The organism is Coleofasciculus sp. C1-SOL-03, from assembly GCF_040220555.1.
In the GTDB taxonomy this organism is placed as follows: domain Bacteria; phylum Cyanobacteriota; class Cyanobacteriia; order Cyanobacteriales; family Coleofasciculaceae; genus Coleofasciculus.
The window spans coordinates 1-16181 of record NZ_JAVJUO010000128.1; the positions used below are offsets into that span (position 1 = coordinate 1).

The following is a 16181-nucleotide window of genomic DNA, read 5'->3' on the forward strand; positions in this document are numbered from 1 at the left end:
CTTATGCGTACAGGTTGAAAGCACGAGTCTGTAATTGCCCAGGCGAAAGGTGAATGCAATACATCGAACGCGGCAAGTAAATCCAAGGCGGTAGAGGTTTCAATTCAAATATGCAGTCGTCTACACGAGGGTAATGGATACCAACAGCTTCTCAAAGGAAGTCCTGTCGGACTGCTGTTTATGTAAGGGGGCAAGATCCTCCCCATACATACATAAATGACAGGGGTTTCCATTCACCCCCTTACCAACCCCAATTTTCGATGATTGGTTCACCCCAGTAAAGTGGTAAGCCAAGGATAACTGTTGTTGGTCAATATCTGTGAGTACACCAATTCTGTCTTCCACATTTCTGCTGACTCTTTTATTAGCAGTAGGTTTGTTCTTTTTCATCCGTGCTTCGGTTAAAGACCGAACTCAAAAAGTTCAACTCATTGCCCAAGAACCCGAAGCCTCCCTCTTAGAACGGTTGCAGAACTATTTTGATCAAAGGGCATACCGGGTAGCTGGGGTTGACCCAGCCACGGGTCAAGTGACATTTCAGGGTTTTGTCCGACCTAGTTGGTTTCTGGCTATCTTTTTAACCGCACTCGCTGCCTGTGGTATTCTTTGCCTATCATTGGTTCTATCCATACTGTACCCAAACCTATCCCAGGTTTTCCTGGGGCTAGTTTTACTGGCTCCTGTGGCTGGCATTTTTTACTGGAAAGGTGCGGGACGCGATGAACAGGTGTTCCTAAAAGTTGAACCTTTGCCGAATCCGCAAACGGATATGCAAAGCTTAGTTACTGTTATCGCCCATCGCGATGAACTTGCCCAACTTCAGCAAGCCTTGAAACTTCAACCCTCTCCGGAGGCGGGAGATTAAGGGGAGCAGGGGGAGCAGGGGGAGCAGGGGAAGCGGGGGAAGATGGGGGAGATGGGGAAGATGGGGGAGGTTAACTCAAAACTCTACCTGACCGATTGCCCATTGCCCATTGCCCATTGCCCATTGCCCATTGCCTGTTCCCTGAAAAGTCATCATTTCAATCGTCCTGACTTGAGGATGCTGACAATTAACCACAACCCTAAAAAACTGGCAACACCGAATAGGATATTACTCAATAGTGAAAGCTGACTCGTTTGCGCTCCTGTGGAGATAATTGCTGCACCCATAATCAAGGAACCCACCAAAATACTAAATGAAAGCCGATTGGCTGAATCATCTAGACTGCGGCGCAGCGGGTCAATATCCCGAACTGTAATATTCCACTTTAAAGTTTCTGAAGTGATCCGGTCGAGCAGTAACTCCATCTGACGAGGAGACTGTAGCGAGAGACTTTTGACATCCAGAGCGGTTCGGAGAAAAGTTTGCAAGGGATTTGAACCCAAAAGCTGACGCCGAAATAAATCGGTCATCAGGGGTTTGATTTCGTCGAGGAGATTCACCTCTGGATTAAAAGTACGAGCCACCCCTTCTAGGTTGGCGAGACACTTGGAATATAATCCCATATTGCTGGGTAAGCGGACTCGGTTATTTCGGGCAAGTTCCAAGATTTCATAAAAGACCTCACTGAAGTTGATTTGTGAGATGCTGAGGTTGTAGTATTTTCTCAACATGCGATCGTAGTCATTTTCCAACCGCGATAAGATAACGGGTTGACCGGACTCAGAGAGTTGCAGGGTTAACTGGGCGCAGCGTTGAGCATCTAAATCCACGATCGCGAGCAACATTTCGGTTAAAATCTGTTGAGTGCGTGGGTCTAAACGCCCAACCATGCCGCAGTCCAAAAGTGCTACGCGACCATCCTGGAGATAGAATAAGTTGCCGGGATGAGGATCAGCATGGAAAAAACCATCCACATAGAGTTGCTGAAAAAAGGCACGAAATAAAAGCGTCGTAATTTCTTGGCGCTTTTTCTTTTCGTTACCGCTATCCTCGCCATTTTGCTCGGCGGAAAACTGGGCGTCTAGAATAGGTTTACCTTCTAACCATTCCATCACCATTAGTTTCTCTGTGGTCAACTCCCAATAAATAGCGGGAACCACGATTTGCGTGGGATCAAACCAGCGACTTCTGGAGAGATTGCGCCGCAATTGGTCTGTGTAGCTGGCTTCTTGGGTAAAATCGAGTTCGGCTTGTAGAGCGCTGGTAAACTCCTCAGCTATTGCTACAACATCATAGTCTTGTCCAAACTCAGTACGCGAGACTAAATCTGCCAAGCCTTTAATTATAGCAATATCCTGAGGAACAACCTTATCAATTCCTGGACGCTGAACTTTCAGCGCCACCTCCTGACCATTTTTTAGGGTGGCTCGATGGGTTTGGGCAATAGAACCAGCAGCCACAGATCGAGGATCTATCTTAGCAAAGGTTTCTTCTAGCGGCTTTCGCAGTTGCTTTCGCAGTAATATTTCAACCTCACTCCACGCCACAGGTGGCACCTTAGCTTGGAGTTCTGAGAGAGCGTCAATGTAATCAGCCGGTAACAAATCAGGACGAGTACTCAGCAGTTGTCCTAGCTTCACGTAAACCGGTCCCAATTCCGTTAGCACGTTCCGCAGCACCTCTGGGGGAGGCAATTGCGGTTCGTCAGCCTTACTACCTGTCAGCAGTCTTCGCATGTACTCCCAACCATTGCGGAAGACGACTTCTAGAATTTCGCGTTGTCGAGAGTTGCTTTGAGTTAAGGAGAACATAGTTTATACTGATGGGCTTGGAACAGAGGTTAGTCTAGGAGTCAGGTAAGTTGTACTCTAGTCCCTCAACTGAAGGATACTGTATTTAATATAAGAAATAATTTAATCATTGCAGGAGTTTCCCTATCTGGCAATCCGTCTACTGGATTAAGTTGGGAATAGTAGGTTGGGTAGAGCGTAAGCGTTACCCAACAAAATCTCCTATGAGTTGGGTTTTGTTCCTCAGATTTCGATTGACATGTATTTTATCGGTTTCTCAACTTATAGAGTCGTTTTCAGCTTGATGAGATACACTTAAAGACGGCATAGCCAACGTGATATAGATGCCAGTTGATCGTCATTCGTTAAGTTAGCCGCATTTGTCAGGCTTCCTTCCTCTAGCTGATGCCAAATTTCGCCTGCCATTTTCTTTTCAATCGCGGCTCCAATAAAAAAGGTAGATGGTTTTAGTCCATGGGTTATAAATGCTTGATTGATACGCTGTAGTGCTGAACGAGCTGTCTTCCAATGTTCATCAGCACCCGCCGGATCAATACCTCCTTTGAGTTCTCCAAGCGCCAGGTAAACGCTTGGAAGCTTGTACGTCGCTTTAGCCAGTTTTTTTGTTGCCAACTCTTGGGGACTACAGTTTAACAGGCATAAGTCTACATTGTTTTTGATAAAAGGTACGGTCAAGTTATAAATAAGAGTTCTGTTTTGATCATTGTTTTTCCAGCTTAGTCCTTTTAAGTACAATTCAATATCTGAGTCTTCATCAGTCATTGACGCCCACCGATTCATGCTTGAATGCAGCCATTGATAAGATTTACCTGCAACCGTCAAAGTAGATAACAACATTCGTGTTAACTTACGTTGTGCTAAGACTCCACCAACATTTCGCATTGAACCGCCTAGAGTATCTCCTCGTATGAGCAGAAATCGAAAGACTAATTTTTCAATAAAATTTGCGCCTGCTGGCTCAAGAAAATTTTCAATTAATCCCCGAATCGCGGCTATTTTATTCTGCGGCTCTAGATACTTCGCTGCTTTGTCTGAAACACCTGCTGCTGTTAGTAATGCTGGTTTTATGTCCTCAATACCCACTAATTCCATAGGGGTTTTGATTCTAGATGCAGCCGCTTTCAAAACTCTTGCTTGCTCAACAAACGGTGTAGCACGTCTATTTTTCTCTAAAGCTAAAGCGACAAAACCAGCTCTTACTGCTGCATAAGGAGTCACTAAGTCATCACTGGAATTCAAATGCTGGTAATAGGGCTTATCCGTTGTCATCAGTGTTTTCTCCACACATAAATGCATTTCCGCAACGGTTTTCGTCCATGAGCGCCCATTTGTTGACTACTATTGCCTTTGCCATTAGGTAACACGAGGATAGTTTCAATGTAAAATCCCAGTTTTTCTGCTAAGTCTGAAAGAATTAAATCCACGGAAATACTTGCTCCCGCATAGCGAACATTATCATTGACCATGATTAAGGGAGCATTGGATGACAAAACTCGCGCACATTCAGCGATTGTACAAGCCATTTCATAGAAGTAACCGCGAACCATGCGCGGAATTCCTTTATTATTTAAAATCCCTTGGGCTTTTTGGTCATCTAAATAGTGCAGAATCACTTGTAATAATTCCTGTTGATCAGCCGCCGCGATCGCGGATTTCCAGTGCGGATTAATCTGAAGTAAATCTTTGGGGCGATTTTCCACGGTACAACTTAGCATTTGTTGCCTTAAGTTGACTAATTCTTGCTGATTGATTCCCAACAATGCTAATTCTAAAGCATAAGTTCTGGTATAATCGTAGCGATTACAATAGGGCGGTGATGTGACAATGGCATGGTAGGAACTATCGGGTAAGGTTGGCATTAAATCTAGACATGAACCCTTGTCAAGCTTAATCTCACCTCGTTCCTGTTCTACCGAAAAAAGTTCAAGCTGTTCATGCTGAGGCTGCAAGTCAGCCACAATCTGATCGAGTTTACTGCAAATGGCTTCAGCAAAACTGGTAATTTTCCCTTTATTAAAAGCCTTCTTTCCGGCTTTCCGGTTTGAGCGATAATCCCAGCGCAAATATTGACCATCCTTGCGCGTGTAACTCACGGATTCTAAAATACAAAGTAAGGCAAAGCGTAAAATAGCCTGAACTCGTTTATTCTCACCTTGCCATGCGCTCATGTATTGCTCAATCGCGTTTCGAGTTGCTTCGGGATAAGCCCCTTTAGTAATTCGTAGTTTGGGAAGAGAACAAATATTCTTAACGTTTTCCCAAGGTCGTGTCGTTGACCAATGGGTTAAAGTAGCGATATCATCAGTGGTAATGTCTGAGGCTAATAGTTTCCGAATTGTAATGATTTCTTGACCAATTGGCAGTAATTCAATGCCTTGGGCATTGATACCCATTTCACTCGCGACAAATAGGGCTGTACCACTCCCCGCGAATGGATCTAATATTGTACCGTTAGTAATCCCATAACGCTGCAATAGATAGTCAACTAAAGCCGCAGAAAACGCCTCTTTATACTTATACCAACGATATATGGCGCGAGTTTTGTTGGCTTGATAACTAACCAATGAGCGATTAAGCTGATCATCGACAATTAACTTGCCATCGAAGTGTTTTACTAATTTAGAGTCTAGGTGTTCAATTTCACCTAAGCTGGGTTGAACTAATACCATTTTGATAGATTAATATCCAGCCACTGTAGGGGCGCACAGACGTGCGCCCGATTCAATCGTCAAATCTAATCCACAATTTTATCTAAGCTGTCACGCATTTAAATTGGGAATGGGTAACGAGCAAGATGCTCAATGTAGCGAGCAAGATGCTCGCACTACTACGACAAGGATTTCGTCATTATTGACATTAAGGTTTAAATGCAAAACAGCTTATACCACGCCAGTAATTAATTTAGCTGACTAATTCTTTTGGTCTCACTTCAGCAGAAAGCTTGGCTTTTTCGGCTAAATACTCCGCTAATTGCGCTTCAATATTATTCCGGACAATTTGACGGTATTCCAGAAAATGCTCCAGATGAGCGCAATTGACGATATAACGCTCAAAAATGCGGGGATTTTTCCGCAAAATCGAGAAGAATTGACGCCAAAATTGGAAACGGGTGTAACGCTTTATTCCCTGTCGCCACATAATAATTAATAGCGCCCGCAGAGTTGTCCAGTCGGGTATCTTGAATTTACGCTTGTGCGGCGTGGGTTGCATCTGGAGGAAATGGCGATGCACTCGCCCCAAATAGCGGTGGGGTTCGTACAGTTCCCAGAAACAACTGACATATTCACGAGCCAGTTCTTCGACAGGGCGAGTAGGGATAAAATTAATTAGGGTTCCTTGGTGAATATTGGCTTCCTTATTTTCTTCTAACAGACGCTCCTCTCGCTTAAGTCGATGCCATAATGCCGTATTGGGTAACGCCTGCAGCATACTCACCATGGCTTGAGGAATCGCTGTGGCTTCTACAAACTGGATAATGCGATCGCCTGCTCCGGGTTTTTCCCCATCAAAGCCAATAATAAATCCTGCCATCACCCGCAGTCCAGTCTTATTTATCGTTTGTACGGCTTCCATCAGGGAGTTGCGAGTATTCTGGAATTTTTGAGTCAGGGATAAACTCTCCGTATCCGGTGTTTCAATCCCCAAAAACACACCCGTAAAGTTAGCCGCTATCATTAAATCCAGTAATTCCTGATCCTGTGCCAAATCGACGGAAGCTTCTGTGCTTAAGCGGAACGGATAGCCGCGTTCCGCCATCCAGGGACCCATTTCTCGCAGTAATCGCTTGACATTGCGCTTATTGCCAATAAAATTATCATCGACTAAGAAAATTGAACGCCGCCACCCTAAATCATAGAGTCGTTGTAATTCGGCGAGTAGTTGTTCTGGGGTTTTCGTGCGTGGCTTGCGCCCATACAGGACAATAATGTCACAAAACTCACACTGAAACGGACAGCCTCTAGAAAACTGTACCGACATATCACTGTAGTCATCTAAATTCAGTAAGTCATAGCGAGGAATTGGGGTATTGGTAACATCCGGCTTTTCTCCATCAGAACGGAATATACCAGAGGTTTCTCCGCGTTCCAGCGCTTCGACAAACTTGGGTAAGGTAATTTCTCCCTCATCCAAAATTAGAAAATCGACCCCAGCTTGTAACGCTGTCTCGGGTACAGAGGTAAAGTAGGGACCTCCGGCTGCAACTGTCTTCCCGCGCCGCTTGGCTTCCAGAATGATGTGCAGCAAATCCGGTTTCTGCACAATCATCCCGGAGACAATGACTAAATCTGCCCAATCCCAATCGGCTTGAGTTTCTAAGCTTGCATTCCGGTCTACTAGGCGGAATTCCCACGTCTGAGGCAATATCGCTGCTACAGTAATCATACCCAAAGGTGGCAGAGTTACCTTACGTCCTACCAGTTCGATGGCTTTGTCAAAGGACCAGAAGGATTTGGGAAACTGGGGATAGAGGAGTAAAACGCGCATTGTAGTTTAGGTAGTGGGCAATGGGAATCAGGGAATTCTCCGGTTTGGGATCTTCCAATTCCCAATTCCCCATAGTATACGCCTTGATGGGCGATCGCGATTCTGCCGATGGGGGTAAAATTGCCAAAATACCGATTGTGAGAGTGGGTATGGGTAAAGTCGGTAACTTAATTGGCGAAGACGGTTAAGTTTGATTAACAGCATCTACTCAATCTACTATACCCTTTTGGTCACCGTTGGAGTTTAAGTCACCACCAGCAAATGAGGGGAGGTTAAGAGATTTAAAGGATTTAGCGATCGCATCTCGTGCTGATTGTTTGTAGCTTTGACGTTTCTGTTCCCAGAATTTCTCATCCTCATCAACAAGTAGCTTTTGGGCTAAAGGTTGAATAATGGTATCGCTGATTTGTCTTTGAAGTACATCAGGATCTTGATTGGGTTGCTTTGCTAGTTCTTGGAGTTTCCTAGAAAGTTCCGTTACTTGCTGTTGCATTTCAGCCGAAGATAGAAGCTGTTGTATTTGTTCAGATACTTCAACTTCGAGTAACTGACTGATACTAATGCCATACTCCTGCATTTGGTTCTGTAAAGCATAAAGGTCTTGATGAATTCTATTAGTTCCATCACCATTGGCAGAGGCAAATCCTAAAATTACTTGTTTTAGTTTGGCGAATAGTTCCAATACAGGAACCTTTGCATCATCAGGGTAGTGCCGCAATTTCTCAATCGTTAAATCTAAGCTTGCCAGTGCATAATCAGCAGATAAAGTGTGTTCTGAATGGACTTCATATTTAATTTGCTGAATTACTCTAGCTAATTCTTTCCTCAAATGACTTTTAATATCTTGATTTCTCATTTTGTTTCAATTTATCAATAAACTACTTATGCTATTACAAATGTATACAATCCTATTAGTTTATTCCCTGATTAAACAACGGATTTCTCAAAAAATATGTCTGTATTTTGCGCCAATCTGATTGACTAAGTAGTTATCAAACTCATCAAATATTGACTGTAATTTTGTGGAAAAATAGACATGACATCCACCGCCATAAGTGTTGATTACTACTCTCATTTTATCTCCTTGAGCGCAGTAAAAAATGCCATCTGAAAACCAGAATTTTTGAATTGACCATTGATTGAGTTTCTCCTTGACTAAATTAACTTCTTTTGATTCATTTTTTACGTGTATCTGCCAATATCCTCGATAGTTGAATTCTTTTAATGCGTACTCTATAAAAGCTTGTCTCCAAAGTAATCCTTTTAGAGATTCTGCGTACATATCTACATACCATTCACCTTCATCTAATCGCCACACAGTTCGTTTGCTATCTTTTGATTCTCTTAAGGCAAGTTGTTCATTGGGATAAATATAATCACAAATCAAAATACAATCATCAGGAATCTCCCATTCTCCCTTATGGACATCCTGGTATCCTTCAATGATTGTTTCAATATTAGAACGTTCAGTTGGTTGGAAAAGAAAAAAATCTCCGTTACTTTCCCCCATATAAGACAAATAATCTTTATATTCAGGAGGTAATTTTTTTTAATTAGTTCCTCAAGATATTCAATTTTAGATTCATGAGCGCCACTAATTTCATAGGGAAACTCTGGGTCAAATGAAGCCACATAATTAATAAATTCTTCCATAAACTACTCCCAAAGTACAGTTATTATAAATGAGTCTAATAGTCGCGGGTCTTCCGTAGTTAGTGTGCTAAATTGTTAGTTTGATTTGCCGGAATATTGGACAGCAATAGCTTTAAGCATTTTTACCCGGATTTCAAGAGAGTTTTAAGACGGTGAAAAGCTACAGCTCCTGTGTGGTAAGCTTCCCGGTTCATTAAAGCTGATAGTTTAGCACACTAAGTCTGGAAGACCCAGAAGAATTGTATCAAATATTTGAAGAAAGTCAAAACCTGGGAGAGGGAACTTTAAAACTAATTGATTGGTTAGACAAGGCTCAAATTTACTATAAAAAAAGTGTATCAGCAATAAAACGATGGTTTGCCGAAGTCGTGGGTTATTTTGAAAGTAGAACAACAAATGGAGTCGTTGAAGGAGTTAACAATAAACTGAAACTATTAAAACGGTGTGGATTTGGCTTCAGGAACTTTAATAATTTTACAATACGCGCTTTACTTCTGTGGCATTATCCTAACAGTTTAGCACACTAAGTACGGAAGACCCGAAAAAATCACAGATAATATTTTTGACAAGAGGAGGGCAATAAGTTTAAAATAAATTGACGTTCATCTGTTAAATTCACTATCTGTTTGACTCCATCGATAACTACTGCATGGATACCTTGAAAACATTGAAATATCCACCTTAGTGTTGGGCGATCGGTCAATTTCCCCACTTGATTTTTTATCCCGACTTTAGCTCTTTGTAAATTCTTCCTGATTTCTCTTTGCCCTAAGTTGTAGACTAAGAGACATAAGGTCATAACAAAGAGCATCGTTTCTACTCTCTGAGGATTTTCGACAAATAAACTATCGGCAAAAAATACGGGGTCTTTCAGGAATCTAAATCCTCTTTCACAAGATTGTTGATTCTTGTAATTTAAAAGGATTTCTGCCGAGTTAAGTAGGTCTTGTTCGAGAACATTCGTGGCTAGTATAAATCTCCCTGCTTGTTTTTCTCTCGCGGTAATTTCTTGGTCTTGTTTTTCTGACTTGGCTGTTATTTTATAAACAGTTTGCCCCGATGAGATTTTCTCTCGCTTGTCTATCCCTAATTTTTCATTGATTATTTCAACTATTCCTATCTCATCAATTAATCCGGCTATAATTCCTAAATGATCGAGGTTTTTGACTTCTATTGTTGTTGATGTAGACAAAGTTAATATCTCTTTTAAATAGTCACAGCTAACTCGCTAATTATCTCAAGGTATCAGCCATCAGTAAAGTGAGTATTTATGCTTAGTGTTCTCAGGTTTAGCTCTGTAACCCATCGTGCTACATTTTGAAGTGCGGAGTCTGGGTAATAACATACCATCAATCGCTAGGGGGCAATACAGAAGCTTCTATGTCTTTTGGGTCTTCCAATTCCCCATCGCATAAGCCTTGGCTGGCGATCACGAGTTCTTCGAGTGGGAGTAAAATTCCGAAAAAACGGATTGTGGCAGTGGGGATGGGGAAAATCGGCTATAAGTCGGCGATCGCACCGCTACGTCCTTTCATTGCATATCCTCTAAAAATGTCTCAACTTGACCATTTGGATTCAGGACAACTCGAATTGTGGGATTCCTGTCTCCTTGAACGGGTGACACAAATGGTTCACCGACTAAGGGAATACCAGTTTCTTGAATGTGAACTTGTGAGGCTTGTCCCAGAGGAATAATCCGTTCAATTGAACCATCTGGGGCGATAAATAACCGATACTCTAGCGCTTTTGTCACGTCTTCTGGCGGTTGCCATCGCTGTTGCAAGTAGGTTCTTGCTTGGGCAACTTGAGGAATTGTGTCAAAGAGTCTACCTCTGGCGGCATCATTGGTATCATCTAACTCGGTTGACTCTATCTCCATATCCGTTGGCAAAGAAGGACGACGGGTGGTTACTGATGGACTATTCATCACGTCTGGGCGTTCTGGTGTAGCTGGAGTGACATCAAGAGGGGGAAATACGGGCAGTGGTGGAGGTGTCGCGGGTACTTGGGTCGAACTCCGGGACTTTGGCACATTCCCAGTCGGCGCTGGAGGGCGACTAGGCTGGGTAGGGAGTGGAGTTGACGGAGAGGCTGGTGTACTCGGTGCAGGTTGAGCCGCAGGGCGCTGGGGTGGAGGTGTGATGGCAATCTCCTGACGTTGCGGTGCAGGTGCGGGTGACGAACTCCGAGTCGATGGTGCTGGGGGTTTAACGGGTTTGGGGGGAGGTACTGTGGGCGCGTTGGCTAATGAAGGTGGTACTGTTGGCGTTGGAATTGGCGAAGGTGGCGAAGGTAAGGGGGATGGTGTTGGTGTGGGTAGTTCTTGAGCTAGGTTGGAGGGGACTTCTTCGGCTGAATCTGAGGTTGAGTTAAGAGTTGCGGTTTCCTGAGTTAATTGGGAGTGATTGAACCATCTTACCCCTGCGGTTGTGACTCCTACGGCTAATACGACAGCGGCGGCAGCTTTTGTCCACAGGGGTAGAACTTTGGCTTTACCCGCACGATTGAGATTGGGTAGGGCTAAAATTTCTGCGGCATAATCATCTAAAGCCGTGGCTAAATCGAACAGTTGGATAACACTTAAGTAAACAACTGATCCAGAGTCTTCGCTTGCGAGTTGACCCAGAACTAATTCATGGGTAACTAATCCTTTCGGTTGTAGTGTAATGCCTAATGGCAATGTCCAGGGTTTTAAAGGTTGTAATTTTGTGGAGGGTAGCTCCGACTCTTGATTGTCTTGGGGTTGATCAGAGGTAACTATTAAAATAGGAGAGGCGGGTTCTGGGGTAGTGGATTCGGATTCCTCTGGATTATCTGGTTGTACAGAAGAGGTGAGATTAGTCCAGGATAAGGGTTGGGGAGAGGTGTTGAGGAAGTTTTGGACGTAGTGACTTACTGCCTCATATAAGACATTCAGTTCCGTGCGATCGCCTTTTATCGTCACCAGTTTTTCGTCAGGCTGTCGCGGATCATCAAAATGTAATTCAAACTGTAAGTCTTTCACAACGGATTTCCCCACCCAACGCGACAGGGGTGACGTTTTTGCCACGATTTCCAGAGTACAGGTAGGTGGCGTATAGCGGCGTAGAACTGAGCTAGATAAGGGCATAGTAATTGGTCATTTGTCAAATAATTCTTGCCATTAAAGAAAGGGCGGGTTTTGCAGCCAAGCTAAGGATAACCATCAATATTATTTCCTAAACCCGCCCCTACGCAGACGCTGAACCTAATAAGGCTAACCAGAGACGCCGATGACCATGAGAATCACTATAGAAGAGTAAATCAATGAGTAATTTGAATGCCAGTTGATTGAGTACATCCATGGATACCTCGTCTCCTTGCTCCATTCGTTCCTGATAGGTGTTAATAAATGTATCGAGATAATCGCCTAACAATGCCGTCCGATGGGGTTCATTATTTTGTTCAGTCATTTGTTCCAAGAGGGCTACAGCCCGACGGATGAGTTCCTGATGCTGTTGGGCTAAATGGCAAATAATCAAAACCAGTGATCGCGCTTCTTCCACATCCAACTTTTTACGCCCTCCGGAACTTTTCCGCTGAGGGTTAGACTGACGTAGACGCCATAACCCCACGCGATCGGACACCACCGACTCTAAATTTAAGTCAGCCGCCGCTTGCAGCATTGCCTCAGAACCAATACCCGCCAAGGCTTCCAGCGCCAGCAAGATTAAGTCTAACTGGGTTTTAATGTTATCCAGTTGTAGAGAGTCTGGCACTTGCGCGAGGGGTAAATCCTGCCAAGCGGGAGACGAGGTTGGCGTCTTTAGGGTAGAGCGCATAGCTTTAGAGTAAGAAATTTAATCAGGCGGGTGAATGTAGTTACCAATAGAGAAACACGACTTTTAGAGTTTACATCAAGTTTCCTGGGGACAGAATTGAGGGACAGAATCCCATGACAGCCATGGCGATTGAAATCGCTGCTAGACAAACAAAGTCCGCCTGCGCGGACTGGGTTATAACGGGGGTAGCGTTCCCCGGATACGGATTGGTAACTACCTTAACAATTTATCAATCTCCTCCTCTGTGAAAGGATTCTTCTCCGCCTTCAGCGCATCAATCCAGCCTTGCCGTTGTTTTATCTCCTCCTCATCCCTCTCCGAATCAGCCCACTCTATAAATGCCTGAAAATCCTCAATCGCTCCGTTGTTATCCCCCGTCAGCGCCCTGGCAATGCCGCGACTATCCCGAAACCCTCCATTCTCAGGCGCAAGTGCTACAGCCTTTTCACAAGCATCCATCACCGCAGCCGCCTCTTTGTGCAGACTGCCGTCCCGACAGAGGGTGTTCCAAGATTCAGCAGAAATTTTCCAGGTTGGAGGATCTATTTTTTGTGCTTTATCATAAGCCGTTAGCGCTTCCTTAACTTCACCTTCTCTGACTTGCTTCTTACCCTTATTGATCCAACCCTCAGCCGCTAGTGACATAACTGGACATTTTCTAGGATATAATCAGGCAATGTCTAGTTTAACCACCCAAGAAGCAGCTACTCGACTAGGTGTGACGGTCTTGCACGTTGCACCGATGGGAACTCAACGGCTGGCTTATGAGCTTCTCGGACGGCTGGTGGTTCGGAGTCGATACGATATTGCTGACTTAATTGGTAATAAATCGGGTATAGTGGACGAACTAAGGGAGGTAGCCAAAAAGCTATGACGACTCTCACTTATTGCAAAGGCTTGCCAACCCCCGCCGATGAACTTAACCCCATCGGGTTCACCGAGTTGGAGATGTTTTTAACGTCATTGTCCGATATATTTTATCAAGCAACAGTTGAAACCGTTAATCATTTATTAAACAAAGAAGTTAAATTTAATCAATCCAGTTGGAATAGTCATATTCAAGAGAAATACGGAATCAGTAAGCGTTACGCTAACGGAGTCATTGCATTAGCTAAAGGAAAAACTGCTTCAGCTGCATATTGTAGAAAGCGCCAGCTTCCACAGGTTCGATAGGTAGCAAAGTTTGTACGCGAGCAGCATTTTCTCGCAACGTTGCAATTTTAGTTTGCCTTTCAGCTTTTCGCCAGAGAATTGTAGAGCCAATAGCTGCTGCCGTCATTACCCCCATCACCGAGACAACTGCCCCCGTCAACAACAGCCGATTTCTGCGCTTATGCCCGCCACTTTTGGCAATATACGCCTTCTGTAACTCCGTTACCCCTGGCTTTTTCTTCTGCCCTTGAGTCTCCTGCAACCAAGCCTGAGCGATTGCCAATTCACTCCCGCGCAACAGTAAGTCAGGATTCTTCCCTTTCTCCTGCCATTCAATCGCTCTCTGTGACCATTTGGTATGCTGGTGTAAATGTTCTCGGTCTGTCTCCAGAGTTCTCACCAATTGTCGAAAATTGACCTGAAACTCTCGCTGATTCTGATTAAAATCAATCCACTGTACCTTAGCTAACTCTGGATGCAGTTCATCTGAATTCACAGGCTGATGCAGCACGGTGACAAAGCGCTTATTCAACCCTGCGGCATACTCCACTTCATCTTTACAATAGGGTGAATTCACGGAACGAGGGGAAAGAATAAATAAGAAATTATCACAGGCTTCAATTCCCCCATGAATCTCCTGGGTAAAATCCGCCCCTGATGCAATACTTTCCTGGTCAAACCACGTCCGTTTCCCCTGTAGTTGTAGTTCATCATTCAGTTTTCGAGCAAAGTCGGCATCGGCACGGGAATAGGAAATAAATACATCCAATGATGTTGCTGGCGGTTGCCGCAAACTTTCATCAATGAATTCTTCAATTAACGGTGTCGGCGGATGCTGAGTTCTCTTTTTTGCCAGCTTCAACCAGGTTTCTGCACTGCGTAAGTTATACCCCCGCAACAGAATACTGGGATTTTCATGCTGTCGCTTCCACTTCAGGGCTTTAGTGAGTAGTATTTTATGTTCATTATAGTAAGCCGCATCCTGCTGCAAAATCTTTAACAGTTGGCTTTCATCTAGATAATAATCTTCTTCTTTGACATTATCCGTCAGATCAATATAATGTAAATTTTGCAATGAACTCGGTATTGCTTTGGATAAAGTTTCTCGCACTAACACTGGGATAATTCGTTTATTCAGTGATAGGGCATACTCTAGTTCTTGCCCTGCAAAATAGGACTTTACTGAATTTGGGGACAGTAGATAAATCACATTATCCGCCTGTTCAATTCCCCGCTTAATCGCCTGCTCAAATTCTTCCCCGGTTTGAATATCTGTCGTATTCGTCCAAACCGTAATCCCTTCTCGTCTCAAACTGTTGCGAATCGTCTCCATCGTCGCCCGATCCTCATCGGTGTAGGAGAGAAACACCTGAGTCATCAAGTTATTGGCATTTTTGATACTCTCGGTGATATATTCACAATGCAAATCCGTCGGTATACAAGGCGGTTGCTCGTCTTTAAACCGTATCTTCAGCCACGCTTCTGCCTGTTGTTTTTCTTCGCCAACTAGCAGGTATTTGGTTTGTTTTTGATGGCGTTCCCACTCCAGTGCTTTGACTAAAAACCGGGTATGCTTGTCTACATAATCCCGATGAGAGTGGAGTAAATTAATTAAATCGGCTACAGATTTTTCAAAGTCAATATCTTCTTGGAAATACACCCAGTTCAGTTTACGAATTGTCGGGTGCATATTTTGATAGCTTTCATGTAACCCTTTTGCTTTATAAGCTTCCCATTGTTCAGCCGTGCCATTAGGGTTTCGTTGTTGCCAGGTTTCCTGGCTAATTTCCATAACGTGCAACAGGGGAATGATGCGTTTGTTTAGCTTCACCGCTAATTCGATTTCTTTGAGACAATAGGGCGAATTTACGGAATGAGGGGCAATGATGAAGAGGAAGTGACTGGCTTTTTCAATTCCATCATCAATTTGATTCTGGAAATCGACGGCTAAGGGTATATCATTGAAGTCAAACCAGATTTTAAATCCGGCTTCGTTTAAACGGGTTTGAAGTTTTTGGGCAAAGGCTTTACTATCTGCGCGTCCGTAGGAGATGAAGGCATCGAATAATTGAGTCATTTTTTTTGTCTCAATAAAGCAAATAATCAATAACTCGTCGCCTTAATCTTAACCCGAATGGTACTTACTTAAGGCTGGTGGGCAATGCCCACCCTACGGTACATCAAGGGTTTCAGCGAGCCAAAAATGCCAATTTTCAGTATCATTCAGCTTAAGTCAGCGACATTCATTTTAACCCCCCTTAATCCCCCCTTGCTAAGCTATGCATTAGTCACATCTTTCTTAACAAAATCTGACTTGACAAAAGTAGCACTAGAGTGAGAGAGTAAAATCCAAGTCTGTGCAATGTCATGAAGTCGTCGTAGACCCTGCCAAAGGGTTTTCACGCCGGGTTCTCC

Annotated in this window: 13 protein-coding genes and 3 pseudogenes; 5 read left to right on the forward strand and 11 right to left on the reverse strand. The window is 43.8% G+C overall.

The window, feature by feature from the left end; all coding sequences use genetic code 11:
- The first annotated feature begins 319 nt into the window (after nucleotides 1-319).
- Complete coding sequence (locus RIE73_RS19790) at nucleotides 320-865, forward strand: cofactor assembly of complex C subunit B (protein WP_446390916.1); 546 nt, start codon at nucleotides 320-322, stop codon at nucleotides 863-865.
- 152 nt (nucleotides 866-1017) lie between these two features.
- Here the strand turns inward: RIE73_RS19790 and RIE73_RS19795 are convergent, their stop codons facing one another.
- The 4 genes from RIE73_RS19795 to RIE73_RS19810 all read right to left on the reverse strand — a co-directional run bounded on the left by RIE73_RS19795 (nucleotide 1018) and on the right by RIE73_RS19810 (nucleotide 7161).
- A complete protein-coding gene (locus RIE73_RS19795; protein WP_446402809.1) occupies nucleotides 1018-2676 on the reverse strand; it encodes an ABC1 kinase family protein in 1659 nt (552 codons plus the stop codon).
- A 294-nt stretch (nucleotides 2677-2970) separates the two neighbouring features.
- Nucleotides 2971-3972, reverse strand: coding sequence for a type II restriction endonuclease (locus tag RIE73_RS19800; RefSeq protein ID WP_446402810.1), 1002 nt, complete (start codon nucleotides 3970-3972; stop codon nucleotides 2971-2973).
- Nucleotides 3945-5345 carry a DNA methyltransferase gene (locus tag RIE73_RS19805; protein WP_446402811.1) on the reverse strand — a complete coding sequence of 467 codons (1401 nt, stop codon included), beginning with the start codon at nucleotides 5343-5345 and terminating at the stop codon, nucleotides 3945-3947. Before RIE73_RS19805 ends, RIE73_RS19800 begins: the two co-directional genes overlap by 28 nt.
- A gap of 232 nt (nucleotides 5346-5577) precedes the next feature.
- Entirely contained in the window at nucleotides 5578-7161 is a 1584-nt protein-coding gene (locus RIE73_RS19810; RefSeq protein WP_446402812.1) for a B12-binding domain-containing radical SAM protein, read from the reverse strand.
- Between the two features lie 20 nt (nucleotides 7162-7181).
- Here RIE73_RS19810 and RIE73_RS19815 point away from each other — a divergent pair, with 20 nt between their 5' ends.
- Nucleotides 7182-7349 carry a hypothetical protein gene (locus RIE73_RS19815; protein ID WP_446402813.1) on the forward strand — a complete coding sequence of 56 codons (168 nt, stop codon included), beginning with the start codon at nucleotides 7182-7184 and terminating at the stop codon, nucleotides 7347-7349.
- A 20-nt stretch (nucleotides 7350-7369) separates the two neighbouring features.
- Here RIE73_RS19815 and RIE73_RS19820 read toward each other — a convergent pair whose 3' ends face one another.
- Nucleotides 7370-8017, reverse strand: a complete 648-nt coding sequence (locus RIE73_RS19820; protein ID WP_446402814.1) for a hypothetical protein — start codon at nucleotides 8015-8017, stop codon at nucleotides 7370-7372.
- Between the two features lie 87 nt (nucleotides 8018-8104).
- Nucleotides 8105-8671 (reverse strand): hypothetical protein, encoded by a 567-nt coding sequence (locus RIE73_RS19825; RefSeq protein ID WP_446402815.1) that lies wholly within the window; start codon nucleotides 8669-8671, stop codon nucleotides 8105-8107.
- A 376-nt stretch (nucleotides 8672-9047) separates the two neighbouring features.
- Here RIE73_RS19825 and RIE73_RS19830 point away from each other — a divergent pair.
- Nucleotides 9048-9341: pseudogene (locus RIE73_RS19830) on the forward strand (transposase); the annotation flags it as partial.
- Between the two features lie 20 nt (nucleotides 9342-9361).
- On the opposite strand, the gene RIE73_RS19835 reads toward RIE73_RS19830, so the two are convergent.
- The 4 genes from RIE73_RS19835 to RIE73_RS19850 all read right to left on the reverse strand — a co-directional run bounded on the left by RIE73_RS19835 (nucleotide 9362) and on the right by RIE73_RS19850 (nucleotide 13259).
- Nucleotides 9362-10015 (reverse strand): IS1634 family transposase, encoded by a 654-nt coding sequence (locus tag RIE73_RS19835; RefSeq protein ID WP_446402820.1) that lies wholly within the window; start codon nucleotides 10013-10015, stop codon nucleotides 9362-9364.
- Nucleotides 10016-10345: 330 nt separating this feature from the next.
- Nucleotides 10346-11923 (reverse strand): DUF4335 domain-containing protein, encoded by a 1578-nt coding sequence (locus RIE73_RS19840; protein WP_446402816.1) that lies wholly within the window; start codon nucleotides 11921-11923, stop codon nucleotides 10346-10348.
- Between the two features lie 100 nt (nucleotides 11924-12023).
- On the reverse strand, nucleotides 12024-12614 hold the full coding sequence (locus tag RIE73_RS19845) for a DUF3038 domain-containing protein (RefSeq protein WP_446402817.1): 591 nt from the start codon (nucleotides 12612-12614) through the stop codon (nucleotides 12024-12026).
- A gap of 213 nt (nucleotides 12615-12827) precedes the next feature.
- Nucleotides 12828-13259: a tetratricopeptide repeat protein gene (locus RIE73_RS19850; RefSeq protein WP_446402818.1), complete on the reverse strand. Its 432-nt coding sequence runs from the start codon at nucleotides 13257-13259 to the stop codon at nucleotides 12828-12830.
- A gap of 31 nt (nucleotides 13260-13290) precedes the next feature.
- Here RIE73_RS19850 and RIE73_RS19855 point away from each other — a divergent pair.
- Both RIE73_RS19855 and RIE73_RS19860 read left to right on the forward strand, forming a co-directional pair.
- Nucleotides 13291-13449: pseudogene (locus RIE73_RS19855) on the forward strand (MerR family DNA-binding transcriptional regulator); the annotation flags it as partial.
- 35 nt (nucleotides 13450-13484) lie between these two features.
- Complete coding sequence (locus tag RIE73_RS19860) at nucleotides 13485-13787, forward strand: hypothetical protein (protein ID WP_446402819.1); 303 nt, start codon at nucleotides 13485-13487, stop codon at nucleotides 13785-13787.
- Nucleotides 13788-13956: 169 nt separating this feature from the next.
- On the opposite strand, the pseudogene RIE73_RS19865 reads toward RIE73_RS19860, so the two are convergent.
- Nucleotides 13957-15843: pseudogene (locus RIE73_RS19865) on the reverse strand (toll/interleukin-1 receptor domain-containing protein); the annotation flags it as partial.
- Between the last annotated feature and the right edge of the window lie 338 nt (nucleotides 15844-16181).

Excerpts from the sequence above, each read along its gene's own strand:
- RIE73_RS19795 (WP_446402809.1), bottom strand. The coding sequence starts at position 2,676 with ATGTTCTCCTTAACTCAAAGCAACTCTCGACAACGCGAAATTCTAGAA.
- RIE73_RS19800 (WP_446402810.1), bottom strand. The coding sequence starts at position 3,972 with ATGCATTTATGTGTGGAGAAAACACTGATGACAACGGATAAGCCCTAT.
- RIE73_RS19805 (WP_446402811.1), bottom strand. The coding sequence starts at position 5,345 with ATGGTATTAGTTCAACCCAGCTTAGGTGAAATTGAACACCTAGACTCT.
- RIE73_RS19810 (WP_446402812.1), bottom strand. The coding sequence starts at position 7,161 with ATGCGCGTTTTACTCCTCTATCCCCAGTTTCCCAAATCCTTCTGGTCC.
- RIE73_RS19815 (WP_446402813.1), top strand. The coding sequence starts at position 7,182 with ATGGGAATCAGGGAATTCTCCGGTTTGGGATCTTCCAATTCCCAATTC.
- RIE73_RS19820 (WP_446402814.1), bottom strand. The coding sequence starts at position 8,017 with ATGAGAAATCAAGATATTAAAAGTCATTTGAGGAAAGAATTAGCTAGA.
- RIE73_RS19825 (WP_446402815.1), bottom strand. The coding sequence starts at position 8,671 with ATGGGGGAAAGTAACGGAGATTTTTTTCTTTTCCAACCAACTGAACGT.
- RIE73_RS19840 (WP_446402816.1), bottom strand. The coding sequence starts at position 11,923 with ATGCCCTTATCTAGCTCAGTTCTACGCCGCTATACGCCACCTACCTGT.
- RIE73_RS19845 (WP_446402817.1), bottom strand. The coding sequence starts at position 12,614 with ATGCGCTCTACCCTAAAGACGCCAACCTCGTCTCCCGCTTGGCAGGAT.
- RIE73_RS19850 (WP_446402818.1), bottom strand. The coding sequence starts at position 13,259 with ATGTCACTAGCGGCTGAGGGTTGGATCAATAAGGGTAAGAAGCAAGTC.
- RIE73_RS19860 (WP_446402819.1), top strand. The coding sequence starts at position 13,485 with ATGACGACTCTCACTTATTGCAAAGGCTTGCCAACCCCCGCCGATGAA.